The 23624-nt window shown below is 38.1% G+C and carries 19 protein-coding genes and 1 other annotated feature; all 19 genes read right to left on the bottom strand.

Annotated elements, in window-relative coordinates:
* Nucleotides 1-6 precede the first annotated feature (6 nt).
* A complete protein-coding gene (locus tag KQI71_RS12405; RefSeq protein WP_253287922.1) occupies nucleotides 7-1050 on the bottom strand; it encodes a GGDEF domain-containing protein in 1044 nt (347 codons plus the stop codon).
* Between the two features lie 85 nt (nucleotides 1051-1135).
* Entirely contained in the window at nucleotides 1136-1696 is a 561-nt protein-coding gene (locus KQI71_RS12400) for a hypothetical protein (RefSeq protein WP_253287921.1), read from the bottom strand.
* Between the two features lie 280 nt (nucleotides 1697-1976).
* On the bottom strand, nucleotides 1977-3305 hold the full coding sequence (locus tag KQI71_RS12780; RefSeq protein WP_216434364.1) for a sedoheptulokinase: 1329 nt from the start codon (nucleotides 3303-3305) through the stop codon (nucleotides 1977-1979).
* 141 nt (nucleotides 3306-3446) lie between these two features.
* Complete coding sequence (gene tuf / locus KQI71_RS04115; RefSeq protein WP_216434363.1) at nucleotides 3447-4640, bottom strand: elongation factor Tu; 1194 nt, start codon at nucleotides 4638-4640, stop codon at nucleotides 3447-3449.
* A 150-nt stretch (nucleotides 4641-4790) separates the two neighbouring features.
* Complete coding sequence (gene fusA / locus KQI71_RS04110; RefSeq protein ID WP_216434362.1) at nucleotides 4791-6902, bottom strand: elongation factor G; 2112 nt, start codon at nucleotides 6900-6902, stop codon at nucleotides 4791-4793.
* A gap of 71 nt (nucleotides 6903-6973) precedes the next feature.
* Nucleotides 6974-7444, bottom strand: coding sequence for a 30S ribosomal protein S7 (gene rpsG / locus KQI71_RS04105; RefSeq protein ID WP_216434360.1), 471 nt, complete (start codon nucleotides 7442-7444; stop codon nucleotides 6974-6976).
* Between the two features lie 174 nt (nucleotides 7445-7618).
* Nucleotides 7619-8035, bottom strand: coding sequence for a 30S ribosomal protein S12 (gene rpsL, locus KQI71_RS04100; protein WP_015530650.1), 417 nt, complete (start codon nucleotides 8033-8035; stop codon nucleotides 7619-7621).
* Between the two features lie 1005 nt (nucleotides 8036-9040).
* Nucleotides 9041-12649, bottom strand: coding sequence for a DNA-directed RNA polymerase subunit beta' (rpoC, locus tag KQI71_RS04095; protein WP_216434358.1), 3609 nt, complete (start codon nucleotides 12647-12649; stop codon nucleotides 9041-9043).
* 33 nt (nucleotides 12650-12682) lie between these two features.
* Complete coding sequence (gene rpoB / locus KQI71_RS04090; RefSeq protein WP_216434356.1) at nucleotides 12683-16480, bottom strand: DNA-directed RNA polymerase subunit beta; 3798 nt, start codon at nucleotides 16478-16480, stop codon at nucleotides 12683-12685.
* Between the two features lie 343 nt (nucleotides 16481-16823).
* Nucleotides 16824-17771, bottom strand: coding sequence for a 2-hydroxyacid dehydrogenase (locus KQI71_RS04085; RefSeq protein WP_216434354.1), 948 nt, complete (start codon nucleotides 17769-17771; stop codon nucleotides 16824-16826).
* A 184-nt stretch (nucleotides 17772-17955) separates the two neighbouring features.
* Entirely contained in the window at nucleotides 17956-18318 is a 363-nt protein-coding gene (rplL, locus tag KQI71_RS04080; protein WP_216434352.1) for a 50S ribosomal protein L7/L12, read from the bottom strand.
* Between the two features lie 70 nt (nucleotides 18319-18388).
* Nucleotides 18389-18907, bottom strand: a complete 519-nt coding sequence (rplJ, locus tag KQI71_RS04075; protein ID WP_216434349.1) for a 50S ribosomal protein L10 — start codon at nucleotides 18905-18907, stop codon at nucleotides 18389-18391.
* A 39-nt stretch (nucleotides 18908-18946) separates the two neighbouring features.
* Nucleotides 18947-19082, bottom strand: a sequence feature (ribosomal protein L10 leader region).
* Between the two features lie 84 nt (nucleotides 19083-19166).
* Nucleotides 19167-19859 (bottom strand): 50S ribosomal protein L1, encoded by a 693-nt coding sequence (gene rplA / locus KQI71_RS04070; RefSeq protein WP_216434347.1) that lies wholly within the window; start codon nucleotides 19857-19859, stop codon nucleotides 19167-19169.
* Nucleotides 19860-19946: 87 nt separating this feature from the next.
* Complete coding sequence (gene rplK, locus KQI71_RS04065) at nucleotides 19947-20372, bottom strand: 50S ribosomal protein L11 (RefSeq protein WP_216434346.1); 426 nt, start codon at nucleotides 20370-20372, stop codon at nucleotides 19947-19949.
* A 90-nt stretch (nucleotides 20373-20462) separates the two neighbouring features.
* Nucleotides 20463-21011 carry a transcription termination/antitermination protein NusG gene (nusG, locus tag KQI71_RS04060; RefSeq protein WP_216434343.1) on the bottom strand — a complete coding sequence of 183 codons (549 nt, stop codon included), beginning with the start codon at nucleotides 21009-21011 and terminating at the stop codon, nucleotides 20463-20465.
* A 15-nt stretch (nucleotides 21012-21026) separates the two neighbouring features.
* Nucleotides 21027-21224 carry a preprotein translocase subunit SecE gene (gene secE / locus KQI71_RS04055; RefSeq protein ID WP_216434341.1) on the bottom strand — a complete coding sequence of 66 codons (198 nt, stop codon included), beginning with the start codon at nucleotides 21222-21224 and terminating at the stop codon, nucleotides 21027-21029.
* Nucleotides 21225-21255: 31 nt separating this feature from the next.
* Nucleotides 21256-21420 (bottom strand): 50S ribosomal protein L33, encoded by a 165-nt coding sequence (rpmG, locus tag KQI71_RS04050; protein ID WP_179976028.1) that lies wholly within the window; start codon nucleotides 21418-21420, stop codon nucleotides 21256-21258.
* Nucleotides 21421-21909: 489 nt separating this feature from the next.
* Nucleotides 21910-23028 carry a hypothetical protein gene (locus KQI71_RS04045; RefSeq protein ID WP_216434338.1) on the bottom strand — a complete coding sequence of 373 codons (1119 nt, stop codon included), beginning with the start codon at nucleotides 23026-23028 and terminating at the stop codon, nucleotides 21910-21912.
* 43 nt (nucleotides 23029-23071) lie between these two features.
* Nucleotides 23072-23569 (bottom strand): preQ(1) synthase, encoded by a 498-nt coding sequence (queF, locus tag KQI71_RS04040; RefSeq protein WP_216434337.1) that lies wholly within the window; start codon nucleotides 23567-23569, stop codon nucleotides 23072-23074.
* Nucleotides 23570-23624 lie beyond the last annotated feature (55 nt).

Here is a 23624-nt window from a genome sequence, read left to right as displayed (position 1 = left end):
ACAAAATTAAAATGGTTCTTTGTAATGTTCTTTTATAGCCCTCCAATCCATAATCAACACATAAAACACCTTTCCATAACGTTTATTTTCTACAATTCTCCCATGATCAAGTACCCGCACAAAAGTTCCATCCTCTTTTTGCAGGTGAAAATATACATAATCATTAAAATGTCCTTTTTCTATTTGCTGCCAAATACTCTTCTCCACGCTTTCCCTCTCATCCTCCCGGATCAGATTGTAAAAACTTCTATGGGTATATGCAAACAAATCATTCATACTCTTGCATCCTGTCAACCAAATTAGTTCACGGTTTGCAAACAAAATTTCATCATCTGTTTTGTCCGCTTTATAAATTATGAAAGCACCTGGCAGATTTTCTGAAACATCTTTGAGTGCAAATCCAAGCTGTGTCCGGATCTCCGAACCAAATCCTTTTTTGTATTCTAAACACCCATGTTTTCCTCTCAACTTTACCTCATATAAAGCTGCATCAGCACAATGCATCAACTGTGCATAATTCTTTGCATACAAAGGATACTCTGCATACCCGAGGGAAATCGTAAATCCATGATTCTCACCCTTATAACAGAAGAACCTTTTCATTTTTGTAAATTGTTCCATCTGTCTCTTAACTTCCTCGCCAGTACAATCTGGCAAAAAAATACAGAATTCATCTCCTCCGTTTCGTCCAAGCGTTGCATTTTTTGAAAAAAATTTCTGCATGCCTTCCGATAAAATTTCTAAAGCCTTATCTCCCGAAGCATGTCCATACACATCATTAATAAATTTAAAATCATCAATATCAAACTGTGCAGCTACACAATGATTCTTTGGATACTGCTTCAAACACTGTTCCACAAGTTCATCAAATCCATGACGATTGTAAATTCCCGTTAGAGGATCTGTCTCAACCAACTTTTTAAACTTCTTCCGGTTTTCATCAAGAACCAAAAGAACACCTGTAAGTCCCGTCAAAAGCAGTACAATTAATATGCCGCCTCCTAAAACCTCGTATAAATACTTACTGTTAGTCCATCCATTTTTAGGCATTACCTCAAGTTTCCATTGATTCCCACCCATCTCGAAAACATAAGAGATAGGATCGATTATATTTCCACCGGAACTATATACTTCTTTATAGCTCGTCTCCCATGGAGAAACTGTCTTTGAAATTCTGTAATGATATCCAAAATCCGAAAGCGCCTTCACTGAGTCCGAAAAAATTTCTGGTACACGAATGATAACTATCGCAAATCCCCAAAAAGACTTTTTGTTTCCTTTTTTTTTGTAAATATACTGGATTTCTCACCGCAATTCCAAAGCCACCTTGTTTTAATTGAAATGGTCCTTGCATAACTAACGCATGATTATCTCTTGCATAGCACGAAATTTTCCCACGATCTTTATCATGTATTAGATCAATCTTTCCAGCCTCATTTCCCTCTTCAGGATAAATATTTGTTACTACGCCATTTGGTGCAATTTGAATGCTCTGGATAGAATCTGTCATCATATTCTTTGCAACCTGAGAAAACTTATTAATTTTTCCATCTTCACTAATCAGGATTTGTTCTAAGGTTCCAGTAACTCCTATTCCCTTCATAATATCGGTTTTCATACGTTCCGCATAAGTCATAGCATTTAAATTTGCCGTTATCCGATTCTGCTTTTGTTGGTTGCTTTTTATAGCATACACTAAGCCTCCCAAAGCACTCATTCCAACTAAAAATACAATAAATGGCAGTATAAATTTTTTCTTTATAGTACGCATTTGTCTACACTTTCAATCTCAAAATAACTAGATAAATATATTAACAAGTTTGATAGTATTTGACATCTTCTTTTATCATACCATAATTTTATCATCCAAAACACCATTCTTATATTTTATTCATCGGCCGAGCCTATTCTATCCAATTGGGGGCATATAATGATATTTCACACAACGAAAGTCACGAGTGTACGACAGATGATTATCAAAACAGACTGCTCATAGCTGCTCCTGTAGCTGCTTCTTCTTCACATGCTGCCAGGACAAGTTTATTATGAAACATTTCCTCAATGATTTCACAAAGCACTAAATTTTTTCTTAATCCATTGCCAGAACCAATCATGTGCTCCACCTCAATGTTAGTTCCCTCCTGAATAGTTATATACATTCGATAAAGCTCTGTAGTCATACCTTCCAGTATTCCATAGGTAAAATCCTCTGGAGTAAAATTATCAGAATTTAAATTACCAATACTCCCACTGCTTTCCGGATTTATTCTTGTGCCGTCAAATGTAGTTTCTACCTTAAGTTTTTTTCCTTTCTCTCTTTTTTGATTTTGTTCCTTCCCTGCTCTTGCAAATTGTTCCATAATCTCATATAATGCCTCATCTTTTCCCGTTGTTGTTTTCACAATACTCCGAAAGAATCTTTCCAAAAGTGCATAAGCTTTTCCCCCACATAGAGAAGATCCCACAAGCAGATATGTTCCATTTAGAAATGGTCTCGCTTCGATTCCTTTCTCTTCAAAATATTGATCCGAAAGAACAGAAATCTGTCCTCCTGTTCCCATATTAACCAGAAGGGTATGATCCTCATTTCCTACTGCTCCTAGAAAACTGGCCTGATTATCTCCGATTGCTGTAGTCACTACACAATTTCTGTAGGTGCCCAACTTTTTAATCTCTGTACATATCTTCGGAAGCCAAGTTTCTTTTACCCCCATCTCCTCAAGTTTTTCTTTTTCAAATCTCATCTTCTGGCTATCAAAAAAGCCAAAACTATCAGCATTGCTTGCGTGTACCAAAGGATTTTTTCGTCCAGTCAGATACATTCCAAAATAATCCATAATCGTACAAAAACTCACTGCATTTTCCACAAGCAGATCATGCCTCAAATTATAAATATGTGTGACCAATCCATAACCAGATGCTGTATGAATTTTACATTTTTTCTCAATTTCTTCTATTAATGATACTTGTTCTTTGTTGCAAAGATTTCCCCTAGCATCCTGCCATGTATACAAAGGAGTAACTCCTTTTCCTTCCTTATTGATATATACAATTCCATGCATCTGTCCTGTAAGTCCAATCGTCTCTGCTTGTGGATATTTATCTACAAAATAATCCAATAATTTTTGGGCTTTTTTTACAATTTTTCTTGCATCCTGAATTCTTTCCCATTCATTCGCAGTAGTTATAAAACAACCATTGTCTATTGTTTTTGCTTCCAAGGTTTTTCTTTCTTTTTCATTCTTATAATCCAGAACTACTCCACTGATCGTAGTGGTTCCAATATCAATTCCTATTGTCTGCACAGACTATTTCCTCCATTTTCTCTTTAATTCTATTTTTTTCAAACAGAAAAAGACCCCGGAAACATAAAGTTTCCGAGGTCTTTTAGCGTTTATATAACGTACCTAAGTACTATAAATCGGATTATTCGTACAAACCAAGAATTACTCGATGATTGTAGCAACACGTCCTGATCCTACAGTACGTCCACCTTCACGGATAGCGAAAGATAATCCCTGAGCCATAGCGATTGGGTGAATTAATTCGATAGTCATTTCTACGTTATCACCAGGCATGCACATTTCTGTTCCTTCTGGTAATTCGATAACACCTGTAACGTCTGTTGTTCTGAAGTAGAACTGTGGACGATAGTTGTTGAAGAATGGAGTATGACGTCCACCTTCATCTTTTGTTAATACGTAAACCTGAGCTGTGAATTTTGTATGGCATGTGATTGTTCCTGGCTGGCAAAGAACCTGTCCTCTTTCGATTTCATCTCTCTGAATACCACGAAGTAATGCACCAATGTTATCTCCAGCCTGAGCTTCGTCTAACAGTTTACGGAACATTTCTACACCAGTTACAACAACTTTTCTTGTTTCTTCTTTGATACCAACGATTTCAACTTCGTCAGATACATGAAGAACACCACTTTCTACTCTACCAGTTGCTACTGTACCACGTCCTGTGATAGAGAATACGTCTTCGACTGGCATTAAGAAAGGTTTGTCTGTGTCACGCTGTGGATCTGGAATGTAGCTATCTACTGCATCCATTAATTCCATGATTTTGTCTCCCCATGGTCCAGCTGGATCTTCAAGAGCTTTTAAAGCAGATCCCTGGATTACAGGAATATCATCACCTGGGAATTCATATTCATTTAATAATTCACGAATTTCCATTTCTACTAATTCTAATAATTCTTCATCGTCTACCATGTCACATTTGTTCATGAATACTACGATATAAGGTACACCTACCTGACGAGAAAGCAGGATATGTTCTTTAGTCTGAGCCATTACACCATCAGTAGCAGCTACTACAAGGATAGCACCATCCATCTGAGCAGCACCAGTGATCATGTTCTTTACATAATCGGCATGGCCTGGGCAGTCAACGTGAGCGTAGTGACGTTTTTCTGTTTCATACTCAACGTGAGCTGTAGAGATTGTGATACCACGTTCTCTTTCTTCTGGAGCTTTATCGATATCTTCAAAGTTTTCAGCTTTGTTTCCTTCTACTCTTTCAGCTAAAACTTTTGTGATTGCTGCTGTTAAAGTTGTTTTACCGTGGTCAACGTGTCCGATAGTACCAATGTTACAATGAGGTTTGGTTCTCTCAAACTTTTCTTTAGCCATTTTAAATGTCCTCCTTATTTCGCCCTCTGGGCGTTACAATATTATAACTTTACTTCATTAGCGCCCGGCAAAGGGCTGTCCTAAATTTGATTATATTTCATTTACACAAATATTTCAAGACTATTTTCCTGAAAATATACTTATTCCTTACTATTTATCAGCAAGTACTTTTTCCTGTACGTTCTTTGGAACTGGCTCGTAGCTGCTGAAGAACATAGAGTAGTTACCACGTCCCTGTGTTCTAGAACGTAAGTCTGTTGAATATCCGAACATTTCAGCAAGTGGAACGAATGCACGAACCATCTTACCACCAGCGATGTCATCCATACCTTCGATACGTCCACGACGTGAATTGATATCACCAATTACGTCACCCATGTATTCTTCTGGCATAGTAACTTCGACTCTCATGATCGGCTCAAGTAAGATTGCTCCAGCTTTCTGCATAGCTTCCTTAAATGCCATAGATCCGGCAATGTGGAATGCCATTTCACTGGAATCGACATCATGGTAAGATCCATCATATACTGTAGCTTTTACACCAAGTACTGGGAATCCTCCTAAGATACCAGATTGAGCTGCTTCTTCGATACCTTCTCCAACTGCTGGGATATATTCTTTAGGGATAGATCCACCAACAACTGTAGATTCGAATTTGAACAGTTCTTCTCCGTTGGCATCCATCGGTTCAAAGTGAACTTTACAGTGACCATACTGACCACGACCACCGGACTGTTTTGCATATTTGCTGTCAACGTCAACGGCTTTTGTAAATGTTTCTTTGTATGCTACCTGAGGAGCACCAACGTTAGCTTCTACTTTGAATTCACGAAGCAGACGGTCAACGATGATTTCCAGATGAAGTTCACCCATTCCGGAAATGATTGTCTGTCCTGTTTCATGATCTGTATGAGCTCTGAATGTAGGATCTTCTTCTGCCAGTTTAGCAAGAGCTTCTGCCATTTTACCCTGGTCACCTTTTGTTTTAGGTTCGATCGCTACGTCGATAACTGGTTCTGGGAATTCCATGGATTCCAGAATTACAGGATGCTGTTCATCACAGATAGTATCACCAGTTGTTGTAGATTTAAATCCTACTGCAGCTGCGATATCTCCTGAGTATACAGTATCTAATTCTTCACGTTTGTTGGCATGCATCTGAAGGATACGTCCAACACGTTCTTTTTTGTTCTTTGTTGCATTTAATACATAAGATCCAGATTTGCATGTTCCAGAATAAACACGGAAGAATGCAAGTTTTCCAACGAATGGGTCTGTCATGATCTTAAATGCTAAAGCTGAGAATGGTTCATCATCAGATGAATGTCTTTCAACTTCGTTACCGTCTTCATCTACACCCTTAATAGAAGGAATGTCTGTTGGAGCCGGCATATATTCAAGGATTGCATCCAGTAATTTCTGAACACCCTTGTTTCTGTATGCAGATCCGCAGCAGATAGGAACGGCTGTACATTCACATGTTCCTTTTCTTAATACGGCTTTCATGGCATCGATGGATGGTTCATCACCTTCCAGATATTCCATCATTAAATCATCATCTAACTCACAGATTTTTTCTACAAGTTCTGTATGATATAATTCTGCATCATCTTTCATATCTTCTGGGATATCAACGATGGAGATATCTTCTCCCTTATCATCATTGTAGATGTAAGCTTTCATTTCGAATAAGTCGATGATTCCCTGGAAATCGTCTTCTTTACCGATTGGCAGCTGAAGTACGATTGCATTTGCACCTAAACGTTCTTTGATCTGATCTACAGCTCCGTAGAAGTTTGCACCTAAGATATCCATTTTGTTAATGAATGCCATTCTTGGTACATTATATGTGTCAGCCTGACGCCATACGTTTTCAGACTGAGGTTCTACTCCACCTTTTGCACAGAACACACCTACGGCACCGTCAAGTACACGCAGAGAACGTTCTACTTCTACTGTAAAGTCAACATGGCCCGGAGTATCAATGATGTTGATACGATGTTCTTTTGCTCCTGCTTTTGGCTTGCAGTTTTCCTGCAGTGTCCAGTGGCATGTTGTAGCAGCGGAAGTAATTGTGATACCTCTTTCCTGTTCCTGTTCCATCCAGTCCATGGTAGCAGTACCTTCATGAGTATCACCAATTTTATAGTTTACACCAGTATAGTAAAGGATACGCTCTGTTAATGTTGTTTTACCAGCATCAATATGAGCCATAATACCAATATTTCTGGTTCTCTCTAATGGATATTCTCTTCCAGCCAAGGTCTTTTCCTCCTAATGTTTTTAACATGGAAGCGCCCATGGCGATCCGCAAGATAAATCTCTGAACAAGATTAGAATCTGTAATGTGCGAATGCCTTGTTTGCTTCTGCCATTTTGTGCATATCTTCTTTTTTCTTTACAGATGCTCCAGTGTTGTTAGATGCATCAAGAATTTCTTTTGCAAGACGTTCTTCCATTGTTCTTTCTCCTCTTTTACGTGAGAAAGTAGTCATCCAACGAAGTGCTAATGCCTGTCTTCTGTCTGGTCTTACGTCGATTGGCACCTGATATGTTGCTCCACCGATACGTCTGGCTTTTACTTCAAGAACTGGCATAATGTTGTTCATAGCTTCTTCGAAGACTTCAAGAGCTGGTTTTCCAGTCTCCTGTTCTACACGGGCAAATGCTCCGTATACGATTTTCTGAGCAACTCCTTTTTTACCATCTAACATAATGTTGTTGATTAATTTTGTCACAACCTTATTGTTGTAAATAGGATCTGCTAATACGTCTCTTTTCGCAATATGTCCTTTACGTGGCACGGTTCTTCCCTCCTTAATAATCATTAATTCATCGGTACTCATACTAAAATAATTGCATGTTCGTGCAGGACTTTTATATCTCCTGTAACCTTTTTGTAGGAAACAATAAAGTTCCGGCACAACTATACAAGGTAGCGCCTAAGTTACGCTGCTTTGTACCAATTTAGTTTTGTTTTATTTTTTCTTAGGTCTTTTAGCTCCATATTTGGAACGAGCCTGCATTCTGTTAGCTACACCAGCTGTATCCAGTGTACCTCTAACGATATGGTAACGAGTACCTGGTAAGTCCTTAACACGACCACCACGAATCAGAACAACGCTATGTTCCTGTAAGTTATGTCCTTCACCTGGGATATAACTTGTTACTTCGATTCCGTTAGAAAGACGAACTCTGGCAATTTTACGAAGAGCAGAGTTAGGCTTTTTAGGAGTTGCAGTCTTAACAGCTGTACATACACCTCTCTTCTGTGGAGAGCTTGTGTCTGTTGCTTTCTTCTTTAAGGAGTTAAATCCTTTCTGAAGTGCTGGTGCTGTAGATTTCTTTACAGATGTCTTTCTCCCTTTTCTAACTAATTGGTTAAAAGTTGGCATTGATTTCACCTCCATACATGTTTTCTACTTGTGGTTACTTAAATTCACCTAGTGACTTCTCTGTGTCTTTTCTTTTTGTACATTTTGTCCAATAAACGTTTTTATCTGCCTACTGTATGGTAACAGCATGCTAAATAAACACATCCAAAAAAGACACGCTAGATTATTATATATTTCTAGCGTGTCTTTGTCAATACCTTCTCTGAAATATTATTGTTTTTCTTATGTATTTTAATTGGAATTTGGAAAATCTTTGCTATCTTTCGATGCCGTCCTCAGAAATGCTTTCTCGTCACATTCCTGCTTTCACGCCGACGGTCATAGTTTCTAGCTATCTCCGTATCACATTCCATACATAAGCTTGGGATTTAGGATCTATTTCTCCTATAATCTTATTATTATAATATTCTTCAGAGAATCTGGTTCATGAGTTCCGATTTCTTTTTTATGAATGCCCCACCGGCCAGTTGCTTCGATAATAGAATCGTTTTCCTGATTTTCTGAATTCTGTTGATTCTTTGAACCGTCTTCTCAAATTGAAATCCTATAAGATCTCTCCTTTCCCGCTAAGGATGTCGTTTCGATCCTTCTCTCATGATTTCAAGAGCCATTTCGATTACTGAAAATCTTGATTCTTCTCTCATTTTGTATCTTTCTTATGAGGTTGACTCCTTACCGTTCTATCCGTTCTTAGGACTTACAAAAACCTTCCTGGTTTTGCAATTTCCTGTTAAGTCAGTCTCATCTTTCTATTCATACACTTCTCAACTGCCCGGTTTAAAAGGTTTTTTCATAACCTTTGGGAGCATCTCTGGCACTTTCTCCTTTCTTAAAAGCTATCTCTCATTTGTTGATTTTATTATAACAATATCTGATTTAAATGTCAAGTTAAAAGTATTTTCTGATTTTTTAAGAATTTTGAATTCAATAGACAGATAAATATTCTTCTTATTTTCTCAAAAAAAGAACACCTACATTAGAGAGGTGTTCTTTTTAATTTATATTTTATTCTACGGTTGTATCATTATCATCGAAATCAATTTCGTCGTCAAAATCAATTTCATCACCAATTGTAAAATCTTCTACATCTGTACTGATCTTAACATCACGATAACGTTTCATTCCTGTACCAGCTGGAATCAACTTACCAAGGATAACGTTTTCTTTCAGACCAACCAGTGGATCGACTTTTCCTTTGATTGCTGCATCTGTCAGTACTTTTGTTGTTTCCTGGAAAGATGCTGCAGATAAGAAAGAATCGGTTGCCAGAGATGCTTTTGTAATACCAAGCATGATCTGTTCTGCTTTTGCAGGTTCTAAACCTTTTTCCATCATTTCTCTGTTTGTCTTTTCCAGTTCCAGTACATCGACCATAGCTCCTGGAAGATAATTTGTATCTCCACCATCTTCGATACGTACTTTCTTCAGCATCTGACGTACGATAACCTCGACATGCTTGTCGTTGATATCTACACCCTGCAGACGGTATACTCTCTGTACTTCACGGATCATATAATCCTGAACAGCACGAATACCTTTGATTCTTAACAAGTCATGAGGATTGATAGAACCTTCTGTCAGCTCATCACCAGCTTCAAGAATCTGTCCTTCCTGTACTTTCAGACGTGATCCGTAAGGGATCAGATAAGTCTTCACATCTCCTGTTTCTCTGTTTGTAATGACAACTTCACGTTTTTTCTTTGTATCTTTGATCTGCACTTCTCCGCCAAATTCTGCGATAATTGCAAGACCTTTTGGCTTACGTGCTTCAAATAGCTCTTCGACACGAGGAAGACCCTGTGTGATATCATCACCGGCTACACCACCGGCATGGAAGGTACGCATTGTAAGCTGTGTACCAGGTTCACCGATAGACTGTGCTGCGATGATTCCGACTGCTTCTCCAACCTGTACTCCCTGACCAGTTGCCATGTTAGATCCGTAACATTTTGCACAAGCTCCCATTGGAGATTTACATGTTAACATTGTACGAATCTTAACTTTTGTATATCCTGCACCAACAACAGCTTTTGCACGTTTCGGTGTGATCATATGATTTTCTTTTACAAGTACTTCGCCTGTTTCAGGATCTTTGATCTCTTCTGCTGCATATCTTCCTGTGATACGTTCTTCCAGACTTTCGATAACTTCCTGACCATCCATAAATGCTTCTACATACATTCCAGGAATTTCTCCACCATGGCTACAATCCTGTTCACGAACAATCAAATCTTGCGATACATCAACAAGACGACGTGTTAAGTATCCAGAATCGGCTGTACGAAGCGCTGTATCGGACAGACCTTTACGAGCTCCATGCGCTGAAATGAAGTATTCCAGTACATCAAGACCTTCACGGAAGTTAGATTTGATTGGTAATTCAATAGTTCTACCTGATGTATCGGCCATCAGTCCACGCATACCTGCAAGCTGTTTGATCTGCTGATTAGAACCACGGGCTCCGGAATCGGCCATCATGAAGATGTTATTTAAACGATCCAAACCACTGATCAGTTTATCTGTCAGTTCTTCATCGGCATCAAACCATGTCTTAACAACAGCTTTATAACGTTCTTCTTCTGTCATCAGACCACGTTTATACTGTTCTGTGATAAATTCAGCCTGTTTCTGAGCATCATTCAGAATCTGAGGTTTTTCAGGTGGCACTGTCATATCGGAAATGGATACTGTCAGAGCACCGATTGTTGAATATTTATAACCAATGGCTTTAATATCATCCAGAACTTCTGCAGATTTTGTTGCACCATGAATATTGATACATTTATCCAGAATCTGTTTTAACTGTTTCTTACCAACATGGAAGTCAATCTCCAGTGCAAGTGCATTTTCTGGTTTGCTTCTGTCAACAAATCCAAGATCCTGCAGAATAATTTCGTTAAACAGTAAACGTCCGAGTGTACAATCAACGATCTGTGAAATTGGGTTTCCATCCTTATCTACTCCATGACGTCTTACTTTGATACGTGCATGTAAAGTAATTACATTATTTTCATAAGCAAGGTAAGCTTCATTTTCAGATTTAAAGTATTTTCCTTCTCCCTTGTCTCCTTCTTTTTCCAGTGTCAGATAATAAATACCAAGGACCATATCCTGTGAAGGAACGGCTACAGGTCCACCATCCGAAGGTTTCAGAAGGTTATTTGGCGATAACAGAAGGAAACGGCATTCTGCCTGTGCTTCTACTGTCAATGGAAGATGCACAGCCATCTGGTCACCATCGAAGTCGGCATTGTAAGCTGTACATACAAGTGGATGCAGCTTAATCGCTTTACCTTCTACAAGAATTGGTTCAAATGCCTGAATACCAAGTCTATGCAGTGTCGGTGCACGGTTTAACATAACTGGATGTTCTTTGATAACATCTTCTAATACATCCCATACTTCTGGTTGCAGTTTTTCTACCATTTTCTTAGCAGATTTAATGTTATGAGAAAGTTTTCTTTCTACTAATTCTTTCATTACGAATGGCTTGAATAATTCAATTGCCATTTCTTTTGGAAGACCACACTGATAAATCTTAAGTTCTGGTCCAACGACGATTACAGAACGTCCGGAATAATCAACACGTTTTCCAAGAAGGTTCTGACGGAAACGTCCCTGTTTACCTTTCAGCATGTCAGATAAAGATTTTAATGCACGGTTTCCTGGTCCTGTAACAGGGCGTCCACGACGTCCGTTATCAATCAGAGCATCAACCGCTTCCTGAAGCATTCTTTTTTCGTTTCGAACGATAATATCAGGTGCTCCAAGTTCCAGCAGTCTTTTCAGACGGTTGTTACGGTTAATGATTCTTCTGTAAAGGTCATTTAAATCAGATGTTGCAAAACGACCTCCGTCCAGCTGAACCATTGGACGAATATCCGGTGGGATGACTGGAATTGCATCCAGGATCATCCATTCCGGTTTATTTTCAGAGTTGCAGAATGCTTCTACAACTTCAAGTCTTTTGATAATTCTTGCTCTCTTCTGACCTGTTGCTGTCTTAAATTCATCTTTTAAAGATTTTGCTTCAGCTTCCAGATCGATCGCCTGCAGAAGTTCTTTAACTGCTTCCGCACCCATTCCTACACGGAATTCATCACCATATTTTTCATACGCTTCACGATATTCTTTTTCTGTAAGAACCTGTTTGTATGCAAGATCTGTATCTCCTGCATCCAGAACGATATAGCATGCAAAATATAAAACCTTTTCCAGTGTTCTTGGCGAAATATCAAGCATTAACCCCATACGGCTTGGAATTCCCTTAAAATACCAGATATGGGAAACCGGTGCTGCCAGTTCAATATGTCCCATTCTTTCACGACGGACATTTGCTTTTGTAACCTCTACTCCACATCGGTCACAAACAACACCTTTATAACGTACTTTTTTGTATTTTCCACAATGGCATTCCCAGTCTTTGGTTGGTCCAAAGATTTTTTCACAGAAAAGTCCGTCTTTTTCCGGCTTTAATGTTCGATAGTTAATCGTCTCAGGTTTTTTTACTTCTCCTCTTGACCACTCACGGATCTTTTCCGGAGAAGCAAGCCCGATTTTAATTGCATCAAAAGAAATTTTGCTGCTTGAATATTCGTTGCTTGATTCTATCATTAAGGCTGCTCCTTCCTAAACTTGCACATCTATCTATAAGATCGTATTATCTTCACCTTCTGAGAGATCTCCCTTTTTATATCCCAATGCTCCAAGAGTTGATTCGCTTTCTTCATAGTTATTGAAGACGCTATCTCCTTCGATCATTGGTGCAAGATCCTGATCAACATCTCCGCCGTCGATGTTTTCTTTGATCTCTACCTCAGTCGCATTTTCATCTAATACTTTTACATCTAATGCCAGGGACTGGAATTCTTTTAATAATACCTTGAAGGATTCCGGAATACCTGGTTCAGGGATGTTATCCCCTTTGATGATCGCTTCGTATGTTTTTACACGTCCAACAACATCATCGGATTTTACTGTCAGAATTTCCTGCAGTGTGTAAGATGCACCATACGCTTCCAGTGCCCATACTTCCATTTCTCCAAAACGCTGTCCACCAAACTGTGCTTTACCACCTAATGGCTGCTGTGTTACGAGAGAATATGGACCTGTAGAACGGGCATGGATCTTATCATCTACCAAATGATGCAGTTTCAGATAATGCATGAATCCGATAGTAACAGGATTGTGGAATTCTTCTCCTGTACGTCCGTCTCTTAACTGTACCTTACCAGTCGCATCGATCGGCACACCTTCCCATTCTTTTCTGTGATCTCTGTTTTCATATAAATATTCCATGACATCGTCATTGACTTTGTCACGCCATTTTGCATCAAATTCTTCCCATGAAGTATTTGCATAATCATTGGCCATTCTTAATGTATCTGCAATATCATTTTCGTCTGCACCATTAAATACAGGTGTTGCAACATTGAATCCCAGTACCTTTGCTGCCAGTGACAAATGGATTTCCAGCACCTGTCCGATATTCATTCGGGAAGGCACACCCAATGGATTTAAAACAATATCCAGTGGACGTCCATTTGGCAGATATGGCATATCCTCTACAGGTAAGATACGGGAAATTACACCCTTGTTACCATGACGACCGGCCATCTTATCACCAACGGAAATTTTTCTCTTCTGAGCAATATAAACACGAACAGTTTTATTTACTCCTGGAGGAAGTTCATCTCCATTTTCTCTTGTAAAGATTTTTGTGTCCATAACGACACCATAAGCTCCATGAGGAACTCTTAAAGAAGTATCACGAACTTCTCTTGCTTTTTCACCAAAGATTGCACGAAGAAGTCTTTCTTCTGCTGTCAGTTCCGTTTCTCCTTTTGGAGTAACCTTTCCTACAAGGATATCCCCTGCACGAACTTCAGCTCCAATACGGATAATTCCGTTATCATCAAGATCTTTTAATGCATCTTCACTAAGACCTGCAAGATCTCTTGTGATTTCTTCCTGTCCTAATTTTGTATCTCTTGCTTCTGCCTCATATTCTTCGATATGAACAGAAGTATAAACATCTTCCTGTACAAGACGTTCACTTAACAGTACCGCATCTTCATAGTTATAACCTTCCCATGTCATAAATCCAATCAGCGGATTCTTTCCAAGGGCCATTTCACCATGAGATGTAGAAGCACCATCTGCAAGAATATCACCTTTTTCTACTCTGTCACCTACGAATACGATTGGTCTCTGATTCATACAGTTACCCTGATTGCTTCGTGCAAACTTAATAACATGATATTCATCACGTCCACCGTTGTCATTTTTTACAACGATCTTTGTACTTGTTGATTTTTCTACAACACCAGAATTTTTTGCTGTAATACATACTCCGGAATCATAAGCTGCTTTTGCTTCCATACCTGTTCCGACAACCGGTGCTTCTGTAGAAAGAAGAGGCACTGCCTGACGCTGCATGTTGGATCCCATCAGCGCACGGTTCGCATCATCGTTTTCCAGGAAAGGAATCATGGATGTAGCTACAGAGAATACCATCTTTGGAGATACGTCCATTAAATCCAGATTAGATTTATCAAATTCAGATGTTTCTTCACGACGACGACCAGATACATGCGCATGGATGAAATGACCTTCTTCATCCAGAGGTTCATTCGCCTGAGCTACGACATAATTATCTTCCTCATCCGCTGTCAGATAAACAACATTATCTGTTACAACTGGATTTTCAGGATCTGTTTTATCTAATACACGATATGGAGCTTCAATAAATCCATATTCATTGATTCTTGCATAAGTTGCCAATGAGTTGATCAGACCAATGTTCGGACCTTCAGGTGTCTCGATTGGGCACATTCTTCCATAATGAGAATAATGTACGTCACGGACTTCGAATCCAGCACGGTCACGGGATAATCCACCTGGTCCTAATGCAGACAGACGTCTCTTATGTGTCAACTCTGATAATGGGTTATTGTGATCCATGAACTGTGATAACTGAGAACTTCCGAAGAATTCCTTAACCGCTGCAGTTACCGGTTTGATATTAATCAAAGACTGTGGTGTAATAGATTCAATATCCTGTGTTGTCATTCTTTCACGCACAACTCTTTCCAGTCTTGATAAACCAATACGGTACTGATTCTGAAGCAATTCGCCAACAGCACGAATACGACGGTTTCCTAAGTGGTCGATATCGTCGTCATTTCCAATTCCATATTCCAGATGGATATTATAGTTGATAGAAGCCATAATATCTTCTTTTGTAATATGCTTTGGAATCAGTTCGTGGATACTTCTCTTAAGTGCTTTCTTTAACTCTTCTCCTTCATATCCTTCTTCCAGAATTTTTTCAAGAACTGGATAGAAGACATGTTCATGTACTCCAATTTCTTCTGGATCAAAGTCTACATATTCTGCAAGGTTCACTGTCATATTGGATAATACTTTTGTATTTCCATTTTCTGTCTGAATCAGAACGCTTGCAACTGCTGCATTCTGAATTTTATCAGCCAGTTCCATATCAACAACAGTTCCGGCTTCAGCAAGAATCTCACCTGTTGTAGGATCTACAACATCTTCTGCCAGCATAAAACCTGCAATACGATTTTTAAGAGCAAGTTTTTTATTAAATTTGTAACGTCCTACCTTTGCAAGATCATATCTTCTAGGATCGAAGAACATACTGTTTACAAGGCTCTGAGCACTATCTACAGATAAAGGCTCACCTGGACGGATTTTCTTATATAATTCAAGAAGACCATCTTCATAATTGTCGGATGGATCTTTTTCAATACTTGCAAGAATCTTTGGTTCTTCACCAAATAATTCTTTAATTTCTGCATTGGTTCCAATTCCCAGTGCACGAATTAATACAGTGATCGGAACTTTTCTCGTTCTGTCAACACGTACGTTAAATACATCATTGGAGTCAGTTTCATATTCAAGCCATGCTCCTCTGTTAGGAATGACTGTTGCGGAATATAATTTCTTACCAATTTTATCATGAGCGATTCCATAATAAATGCCAGGGGAACGAACCAACTGGCTGACAATAACACGTTCTGCTCCATTAATAATGAAAGTACCAGTTTCTGTCATCAAAGGAAGATCGCCCATAAAAATATCATGCTGCTTAATTTCATCGGTTTCCTTATTGCGAAGCCTTACTTTCACCTTCAATGGCGCCGCATAAGTTGCATCTCTTTCTTTGCATTCTTCTATAGAATATTTAATATCATCCCTGCACAGCTGATAATCAACGAAATCCAAGCTCAACTGATCACTGTAATCCTCAATCGGGGAAATATCTTCAAAGACTTCTGCTAAGCCTTCCTCTAAAAACCAATTGTAGGAATCTTTCTGAATTTCGATCAGGTTAGGCACTTCAAGGACATCATCCTGCCTGGCATAGCTGATTCGCATCCCGGTACCTGATTTTATTGGCTGTATTCTGTTCTTTTCCATGGACGTTTTTTCACCTCTTGATCTAAACCTGGTTTATATACTACGATTATAGAAAAGTTCTTAAAAATAAAAGGACTTTTCTATGATTTAAAAACTAAAAAATTTCTAGACTATGGGCAGACAAACCCACAATAAAGCATTTTCTTATACTACCACATAGAATTTCAGATGTCAACATTTTTTTATCTTTGTCTTGACATTTTGTCCAAATCGTGCTTCACACGATTTTTCAGTATTTCCATGCATTTAAAAAGAACTATTGCTTTATACAATAGTCCTTTTTATGCTTTTTATTTCCCTAAATGCCCAATTGCTACCACTCGATACCAAAGATAGCTTATGCTTAATCATTCATAACGTTAATTGGATTTCCTTCCATCCAATATTTCACATTGTCAAAATTAATAATCGCACGTTTGATCAATGCCTCTTTTGTAGCAAACGCAACATGAGGTGTTGCAATTAGGTTTTTAGCCTGAAGCAATGGATGATCTTTTGCAACTGGTGGTTCATTTTCAAATACATCTACGGCAGCTCCTGCAATCTTTCCTTCATTTAATGCATCTGCCAATGCCTGACTATCTACAACCGGACCTCTTGCCGTATTAATCAGAACTGCGCTTTCTTTCATTTTTGCGATGTTATCTGCATTAATCAATCCCTTTGTACTATCATTTAAAGGTACATGCAAAGAAATAACATCACAGGAAGACATTAACTCATCAAGTGTTACATATGTAACTCCGTCCAGATCTTTCTTTGTTCTTGAATATGCATATACTTCACATCCAAAAGCTTTTGCAATATTGGCAACTCTTGTTCCGATTGCTCCTGTTCCCACAACGCCAAATTTCTTTCCTTCTAATTCAAATCCAACCAGACCATCCTTTGTTCCTTCTTCTCTGACTACCTGGTTGCACGGAATAATGTTTCGATATAGAGAAATCAGGAGACCAAATACAAGGTCTGCAACGGCTGCTGTCGAATATCCAGCACAGTTACATACAGTAATACCACGAGCCTTACATGCATCCATTGCAATGTGATCGATTCCTGTAAACGCAACTGCCAGAAGTTTCAGATTCTTACATCCGTTAATTACATCTGCATTTAATGGAAGATTTGCAACCATAATGATATCTGCATCTTTTCCTCTTTCAATTAGAGTTTCTGTATCTGTCACTTTTGTAGGATAAGCTACAATTTCCAGAGAATCTCCAACTGCCTTTTGGGCAATATCCATCAACAGATTTTCATCCACGCCAAGTGGCTCAATAATAACTAATTTCATAACAGTCTTCCTTTCTTTTTTGTCATTCTGTTTTCTATCTTTTATTATATTTTTTTACATTCTCTCTGTCAATGCAGGAGGCTCTCTAGATAAGATTCACATCCTCTTTTACATAAAAAAAGCTACACTCATAAAATGAGTATAGCTTTTCTGACTTTTCAAACACTGAACCTTACATCTTAAATTATTTAAGAGTAACTTTAGCTCCCTGTTCTTCCAGTTTAGTTTTGATTTCTTCAGCTTCTGCTTTAGATGCACCTTCTTTAACTACTTTAGGAGCTCCATCAACTAATTCTTTAGCTTCTTTTAATCCTAATCCAGTTACTTCACGAACAACTTTGATAACTTTAACTTTAGCAGATCCTACTTCTGTTAATTCTACATCAAATTCGTCTTTTTCTTCAGCTCCACCTTCAGCTCCAGCTGCTGCTACTACAACACCTGCTGCTGCAGATACACCGAATTCTTCTTCACAAGCTTTTACTAATTCATTTAATTCTAAAACTGATAAACCTTTGATAACTTCAATAATTTCCTGAGTTGTCATTATGATTTTCCTCCTATAAATAATACTTCTTTTTTCTTAATGTTATTCCAGACATTGTCTGAGATAAGAATTATTCAGCTGCTGTTTCTTCAGCTGCTTCCCCTGCTCCGTCTTTATCAGCGATCTGTTTAATAACACGAGCAAAGTTTGTAATTGGAGACTGGATGCTTCCAAGGAATTTTGCAAGTAATTCGTCTCTTGATGGAACGCTTGCGATAACCTGGATTCCGTCTTTGTCATAGAAAGTTCCTTCTACAACTCCGGATTTCATTTCCAGTACTTCAATGTCTTTCGCATATTTTGCAATGATTCTTGCTGGAGCAGTTGCATCTGTCTTAGAAATAGCAATTGCTGTTGGTCCAGTTAAATCATCTGTTAAAGATTCAAATTCTGTATCTTTCACTGCAAAACGAATCATAGTGTTCTTGTATACTTTATAATCAACACCTGCTTCTCTTAATTCCTTACGCATAGCTGTATCTTCTTCTACAGTAATTCCACGGTAAGAAACAAGCACTGCTGACTGAGCATCTTCAAGTAATCCTTTGATTTCTTCTACAATTGGTTGTTTTAATTCAACTTTTGCCATTGAAATGGTGCACCTCCTTGATTTATTTTGTGTACCGCCTCACATATAAAGAAAGCCCTCTTGTCTCCAAAGACAAAGGGCATAATTAGCACATTACTAATGATTCTCCTCGGCAGGTAGTTCTTACGTTACGCCTTGCGGCACCTGCTGTCTTCGGCAGTAATACCTTAACAAGATACCATATTATCTTGTATTTGTCAAATACTTTTTAAAGAATCCTTCCACAAAATCTGTGGAAGGATTTTATGTCAGTTAATAATTAAGCAAATTTTGTTGTATCAACTTTTACTCCAGGTCCCATTGTTGCAGAAATTGTTACATTTCTGAAATACTGACCTTTTGCTGCAGCAGGTTTTGCTTTAATGATTGCATCGATTAACGTTTGGAAGTTGTCCGCTAACTGTTCCTCTGTAAAGGAAGCTTTTCCTACTGGTACGTGAATGATATTCGCTTTATCTAATCTATATTCGATTTTACCTGCTTTAATTTCTTTGATGGCATTTGCAACGTCCATTGTTACAGTTCCAGCTTTAGGGTTTGGCATTAAACCTTTTGGTCCAAGGTCACGACCTAAACGACCAACAACACCCATCATATCAGGAGTTGCTACAACAACGTCGAAGTCAAACCAGTTTTCTTTCTGGATCTTTGGAATTAATTCTTCAGCTCCTACGAATTCAGCTCCTGCTGCTTTTGCTTCTTCAGCTTTTGCATCTTTTGCGAATACGAGAACTTTTACTTCTTTACCTGTTCCATGAGGCAGTACAACTGCACCACGGATCTGCTGATCTGCCTGACGTCCGTCAACTCCAAGACGGATATGTGCTTCGATTGTTTCATCGAATTTAGCATTTGCTAATTTTTTTACTAATGCAACTGCTTCCTGTGTTTCATAAGCGTTTGACTTATTTACCAGTTTCGCAAGTTCTGCATATCTCTTTCCTTTTTTCATTCTAAAATACCTCCTGTGGTAATATCGGGAAGCAAGCCCTCCCACTTTTTTCGATTCTTTTTAAACTTATCTAAAACAGATTTCTATCTATTCTTCTACAGTGATTCCCATACTTCTTGCAGTTCCTGCGATCATGCTTGTAGCTGCTTCGATAGATCCTGCATTTAAGTCTTTCATCTTTGTTTCAGCGATCTTCTGGAGATCTTCTTTAGAAATACTTGCTACTTTTACTCTGTTTGGTTCACCAGATCCAGACTGAATCTTGCATGCTTTCTTTAATAAAACGGCAGCTGGTGGAGTCTTTGTTACGAAGCTAAAGCTTCTATCCTGATATACTGTAATAACTACAGGAATGATCACGTCTCCCTGATCTGCTGTTCTTGCGTTAAATTCTTTTGTAAACTGTACAATGTTAACACCATGCTGACCAAGTGCTGGTCCAACTGGTGGTGCTGGTGTTGCCTTTCCTGCTGGAATCTGAAGTTTGATATAACCTTCTACTTTCTTTGCCATAATCGTTAACCTCCTGATTATTGTGGTAATTACGGGATAGCCCTCCCACTCTGTCTAAGACAGAATCTTCTTTTTCTTTCTGTCTGTTCGTTACGCTTTCTTAATATCTAAGAAATCAATTTCCACAGAAGTAGCTCTTCCGAACATTTCTACTTCAATGGTAACTGTCTGCTTGTGTTCATTAATTGCAGTGATCGCACTTGTTGTTCCTTCCCAAGCACCAGAAGTTACAACAATCATATCACCGACTTCTGCATCAAAATCGATTTTTTCACGTTTTGGTGCTTCATCCTGTGTTCCTTCACTGATCTGGATTCCTAATGGTTTCATCTCAGCAGGAGTAAGCGGAACCGGCTTAGATCCCGGCCCGACAAATCCTGTAACACCTCTTGTATTTCTTACAACATACCATGTGTCATCATTCATTACCATATGAATCAATACATATCCCGGGAACATCTTCTTAGAAACTTGTTTTTTCACACCGTTTCTCAGTTCAACCACATCTTCCAGCGGTACGCGAACTTCTAAAATTTCATCTTGAAGCTTACGATTCTCAATGGTTTTTTCAATATTCGCTTTTACTTTATTTTCATATCCTGAGTAAGTGTGAACAACATACCAATTTGCTTCAGCCATAAATTCTCCTTACCTCTATCCTACCAGTGCCTGAATACCATACTGGATTCCCATATCAAGAACTGCAACAATAATTCCGATAATAATAGCACAGATAACTACAACTACTGTTTCTTTCACAATTCGCTCTTTTGTTGGCCAAATGATCTTGTTGAACTCAGCCTTCATCTCTTTAAACCAACTCGTCTTGTTTGCTTTGTTAGTCTTTTCCATACTCCACTTCCTTAAAGCTTATTACCGTGAACTATTTTGTTTCTTTGTGTAATGTGTGTGTTTTACAGAATTTGCAGTATTTCTTTGTTTCCATGCGTTCCGGATGAGTTTTCTTATCCTTAGTCATGTTATAATTACGCTGTTTACATTCTGTACATTCTAATGTTACTCGTGTGCGCACAACTTCCACCTCCATTATGATTATAAGTTAATTAATAAAATAAGGCATAAAAAAAAGACCTTCTTCCAACGCTAAAGTCTAGCGTATCGAGTGTATCATGTTTTCCACGCCACGTCAACCTCTTCTTGGTATTATTTTAAAAATATTTGATAAAAATTTTTATTGAACAAAAAAACAGCCTTGCAAAATGCGAAGCTGTTTCAAAAAGAGAGGATTAAAAAATATATATGAAAAACTATGTTTTTAGTATATCAGAATCTTATTCCGATTCAATATAATATGTGTAAACATTTCTAAAAAAAATATAAACTTCTCTTAATCACACATAAACAAAACATTTTTGCAAAAAGGAACCCCGCATTACCTGCGGGGTTCAAAATGAAAAGAGAGGATTAAAAAATATATATGAAAAACTATGTCTTTAGTATATCAAAATCCTCTCCTGATTCAATATACTCTCCATAAACTTTTCTAAAGAAAGTATAAACTTCTCTTAACGATTTCTTACTTTACATATTTGATCGTATATTGGAAACTTGTATTTTGAGTCTGTTTTTCTATTCCAAGATAATAGGTTCCCTTTTCTAAAGGCATCGGATCTGATGAAAGAGAAACAACCTTAGATCCTGAAACGATTTTTTCATAATTTTCATTTCCTGGTCCATAAAGTACAACTCTTGCTTTTCCTTTTGTCTGATACAGCGAAAAATCAACTTTTACAACTTTACTCTTTGTTAGATTAATTTTATAAAAGTTCGTAGTTCCTTTTTTGTCTGATGCTGTAAGTACATTTGTCACGGTCTGCCCTGGCTTCATTAATTGCGCCTTTTTCTTTGATGTAGCTTTAGAAGCTGTATAACTTTTCTGATTCATCCAAAAAGTAACAACATCTTTTGTTTTTGGTTTCATAACAAAACGATAACTTCCAGGGTTAAACGCATAATATCCCTTTGTTCCTTTTGCCGCATAGGTATTATCATCTGATACTCTCACCCATTTCTTTCCAGATTTCATCTGTACATAAGCTTTTCCTGCATTTGCTGCAACAATCGATACAGACTGTCTTTTCTTTGAAACTTTAAAAGACTGATACATTGTTTTTCCATTTCCTCTAACAACTTTCTGAGTAGATGTCATTCCAATATCCTGTGTTGTATAGTAATATGGATAAACATATGCCTTTCCTGCTGCCACTTTGATAGAAACTGTATAAGTTCCTTTTGCAACTTCTTGCGGTGTACTAATTGTTCCGGCTGCATTTGTCTGAGATACCAGTGCTTTTCCAGATGCCGTCTTTCCTTTATAAATAGAAACCGTTGCCTCCTGTTCTTTTCCTTGTGCATCTTGACTTATATAATTAACATAAAGATATCCTGTTTTTGCTGTATTAACCTGGACAGTCATTCCTTTTTCTGCATTTCCTGAAATCCAGTTCTTTCTTGTTGCATCATTTTTATCTTTTTCTGCTTGGTCAACAGATTTCTTATCTTGCAAAAGTAATGCCGTTACTGGACTCTTCGAAGTTTTAACCTTCTGTGCTGCCTTTGTCAAAGCACTGCCTCCGCACATCATAGATACAGCAAGTGCACTGCATAAAAATCCTTTCCACATTTTACGAAACATTGATTTTCCCTCCTTTATTTGAGAATGAACTCCTATCATTTATTTAACGATTGTCAATTTTTTCCGGATAAAGATCATGGTTTGACAAACGATTCCATGCCACTTCTTCCCACTTTGTTCCTGGTTTTCCATAATTACAGTACGGGTCAATGGAGATTCCTCCTCTTGGAGTGAATTTTCCCCATACTTCAATATATTTTGGATCTATCAAACGGATCAGATCCTTCATGATGATGTTCATACAGTCCTCATGGAAATCCCCATGATTTCTAAAACTATATAAATAAAGTTTCAAAGACTTACTTTCCACCATTCTTTCTCCTGGGACATAGGAAATATAAATCGTTGCGAAGTCTGGCTGCCCTGTAATTGGACATAAACTAGTAAATTCCGGTGCATTAAATTTCACAAAATAATCATTGTCCGGATGTTTGTTTGGAAACGTTTCCAGAACCTCCGGTGCATAATCATCTGGATACTTTGTTTTCTGATTTCCAAGCAGAGTGATATCTCCAAGTTCCTTATCATTTCTTCCACTCATTTCTTTCACCTCCTATTTTTATTGTCTGCCTGATTAGAATACATCATATTCCCAG

The organism is Anaerostipes sp. MSJ-23 (genome assembly GCF_018918155.1).
Classification (GTDB): Bacteria; Bacillota; Clostridia; order Lachnospirales; family Lachnospiraceae; genus Anaerostipes.
The sequence above is the reverse complement of the archived record's forward strand: the minus strand, read 5'-3'. Positions and strand labels throughout refer to the sequence as shown.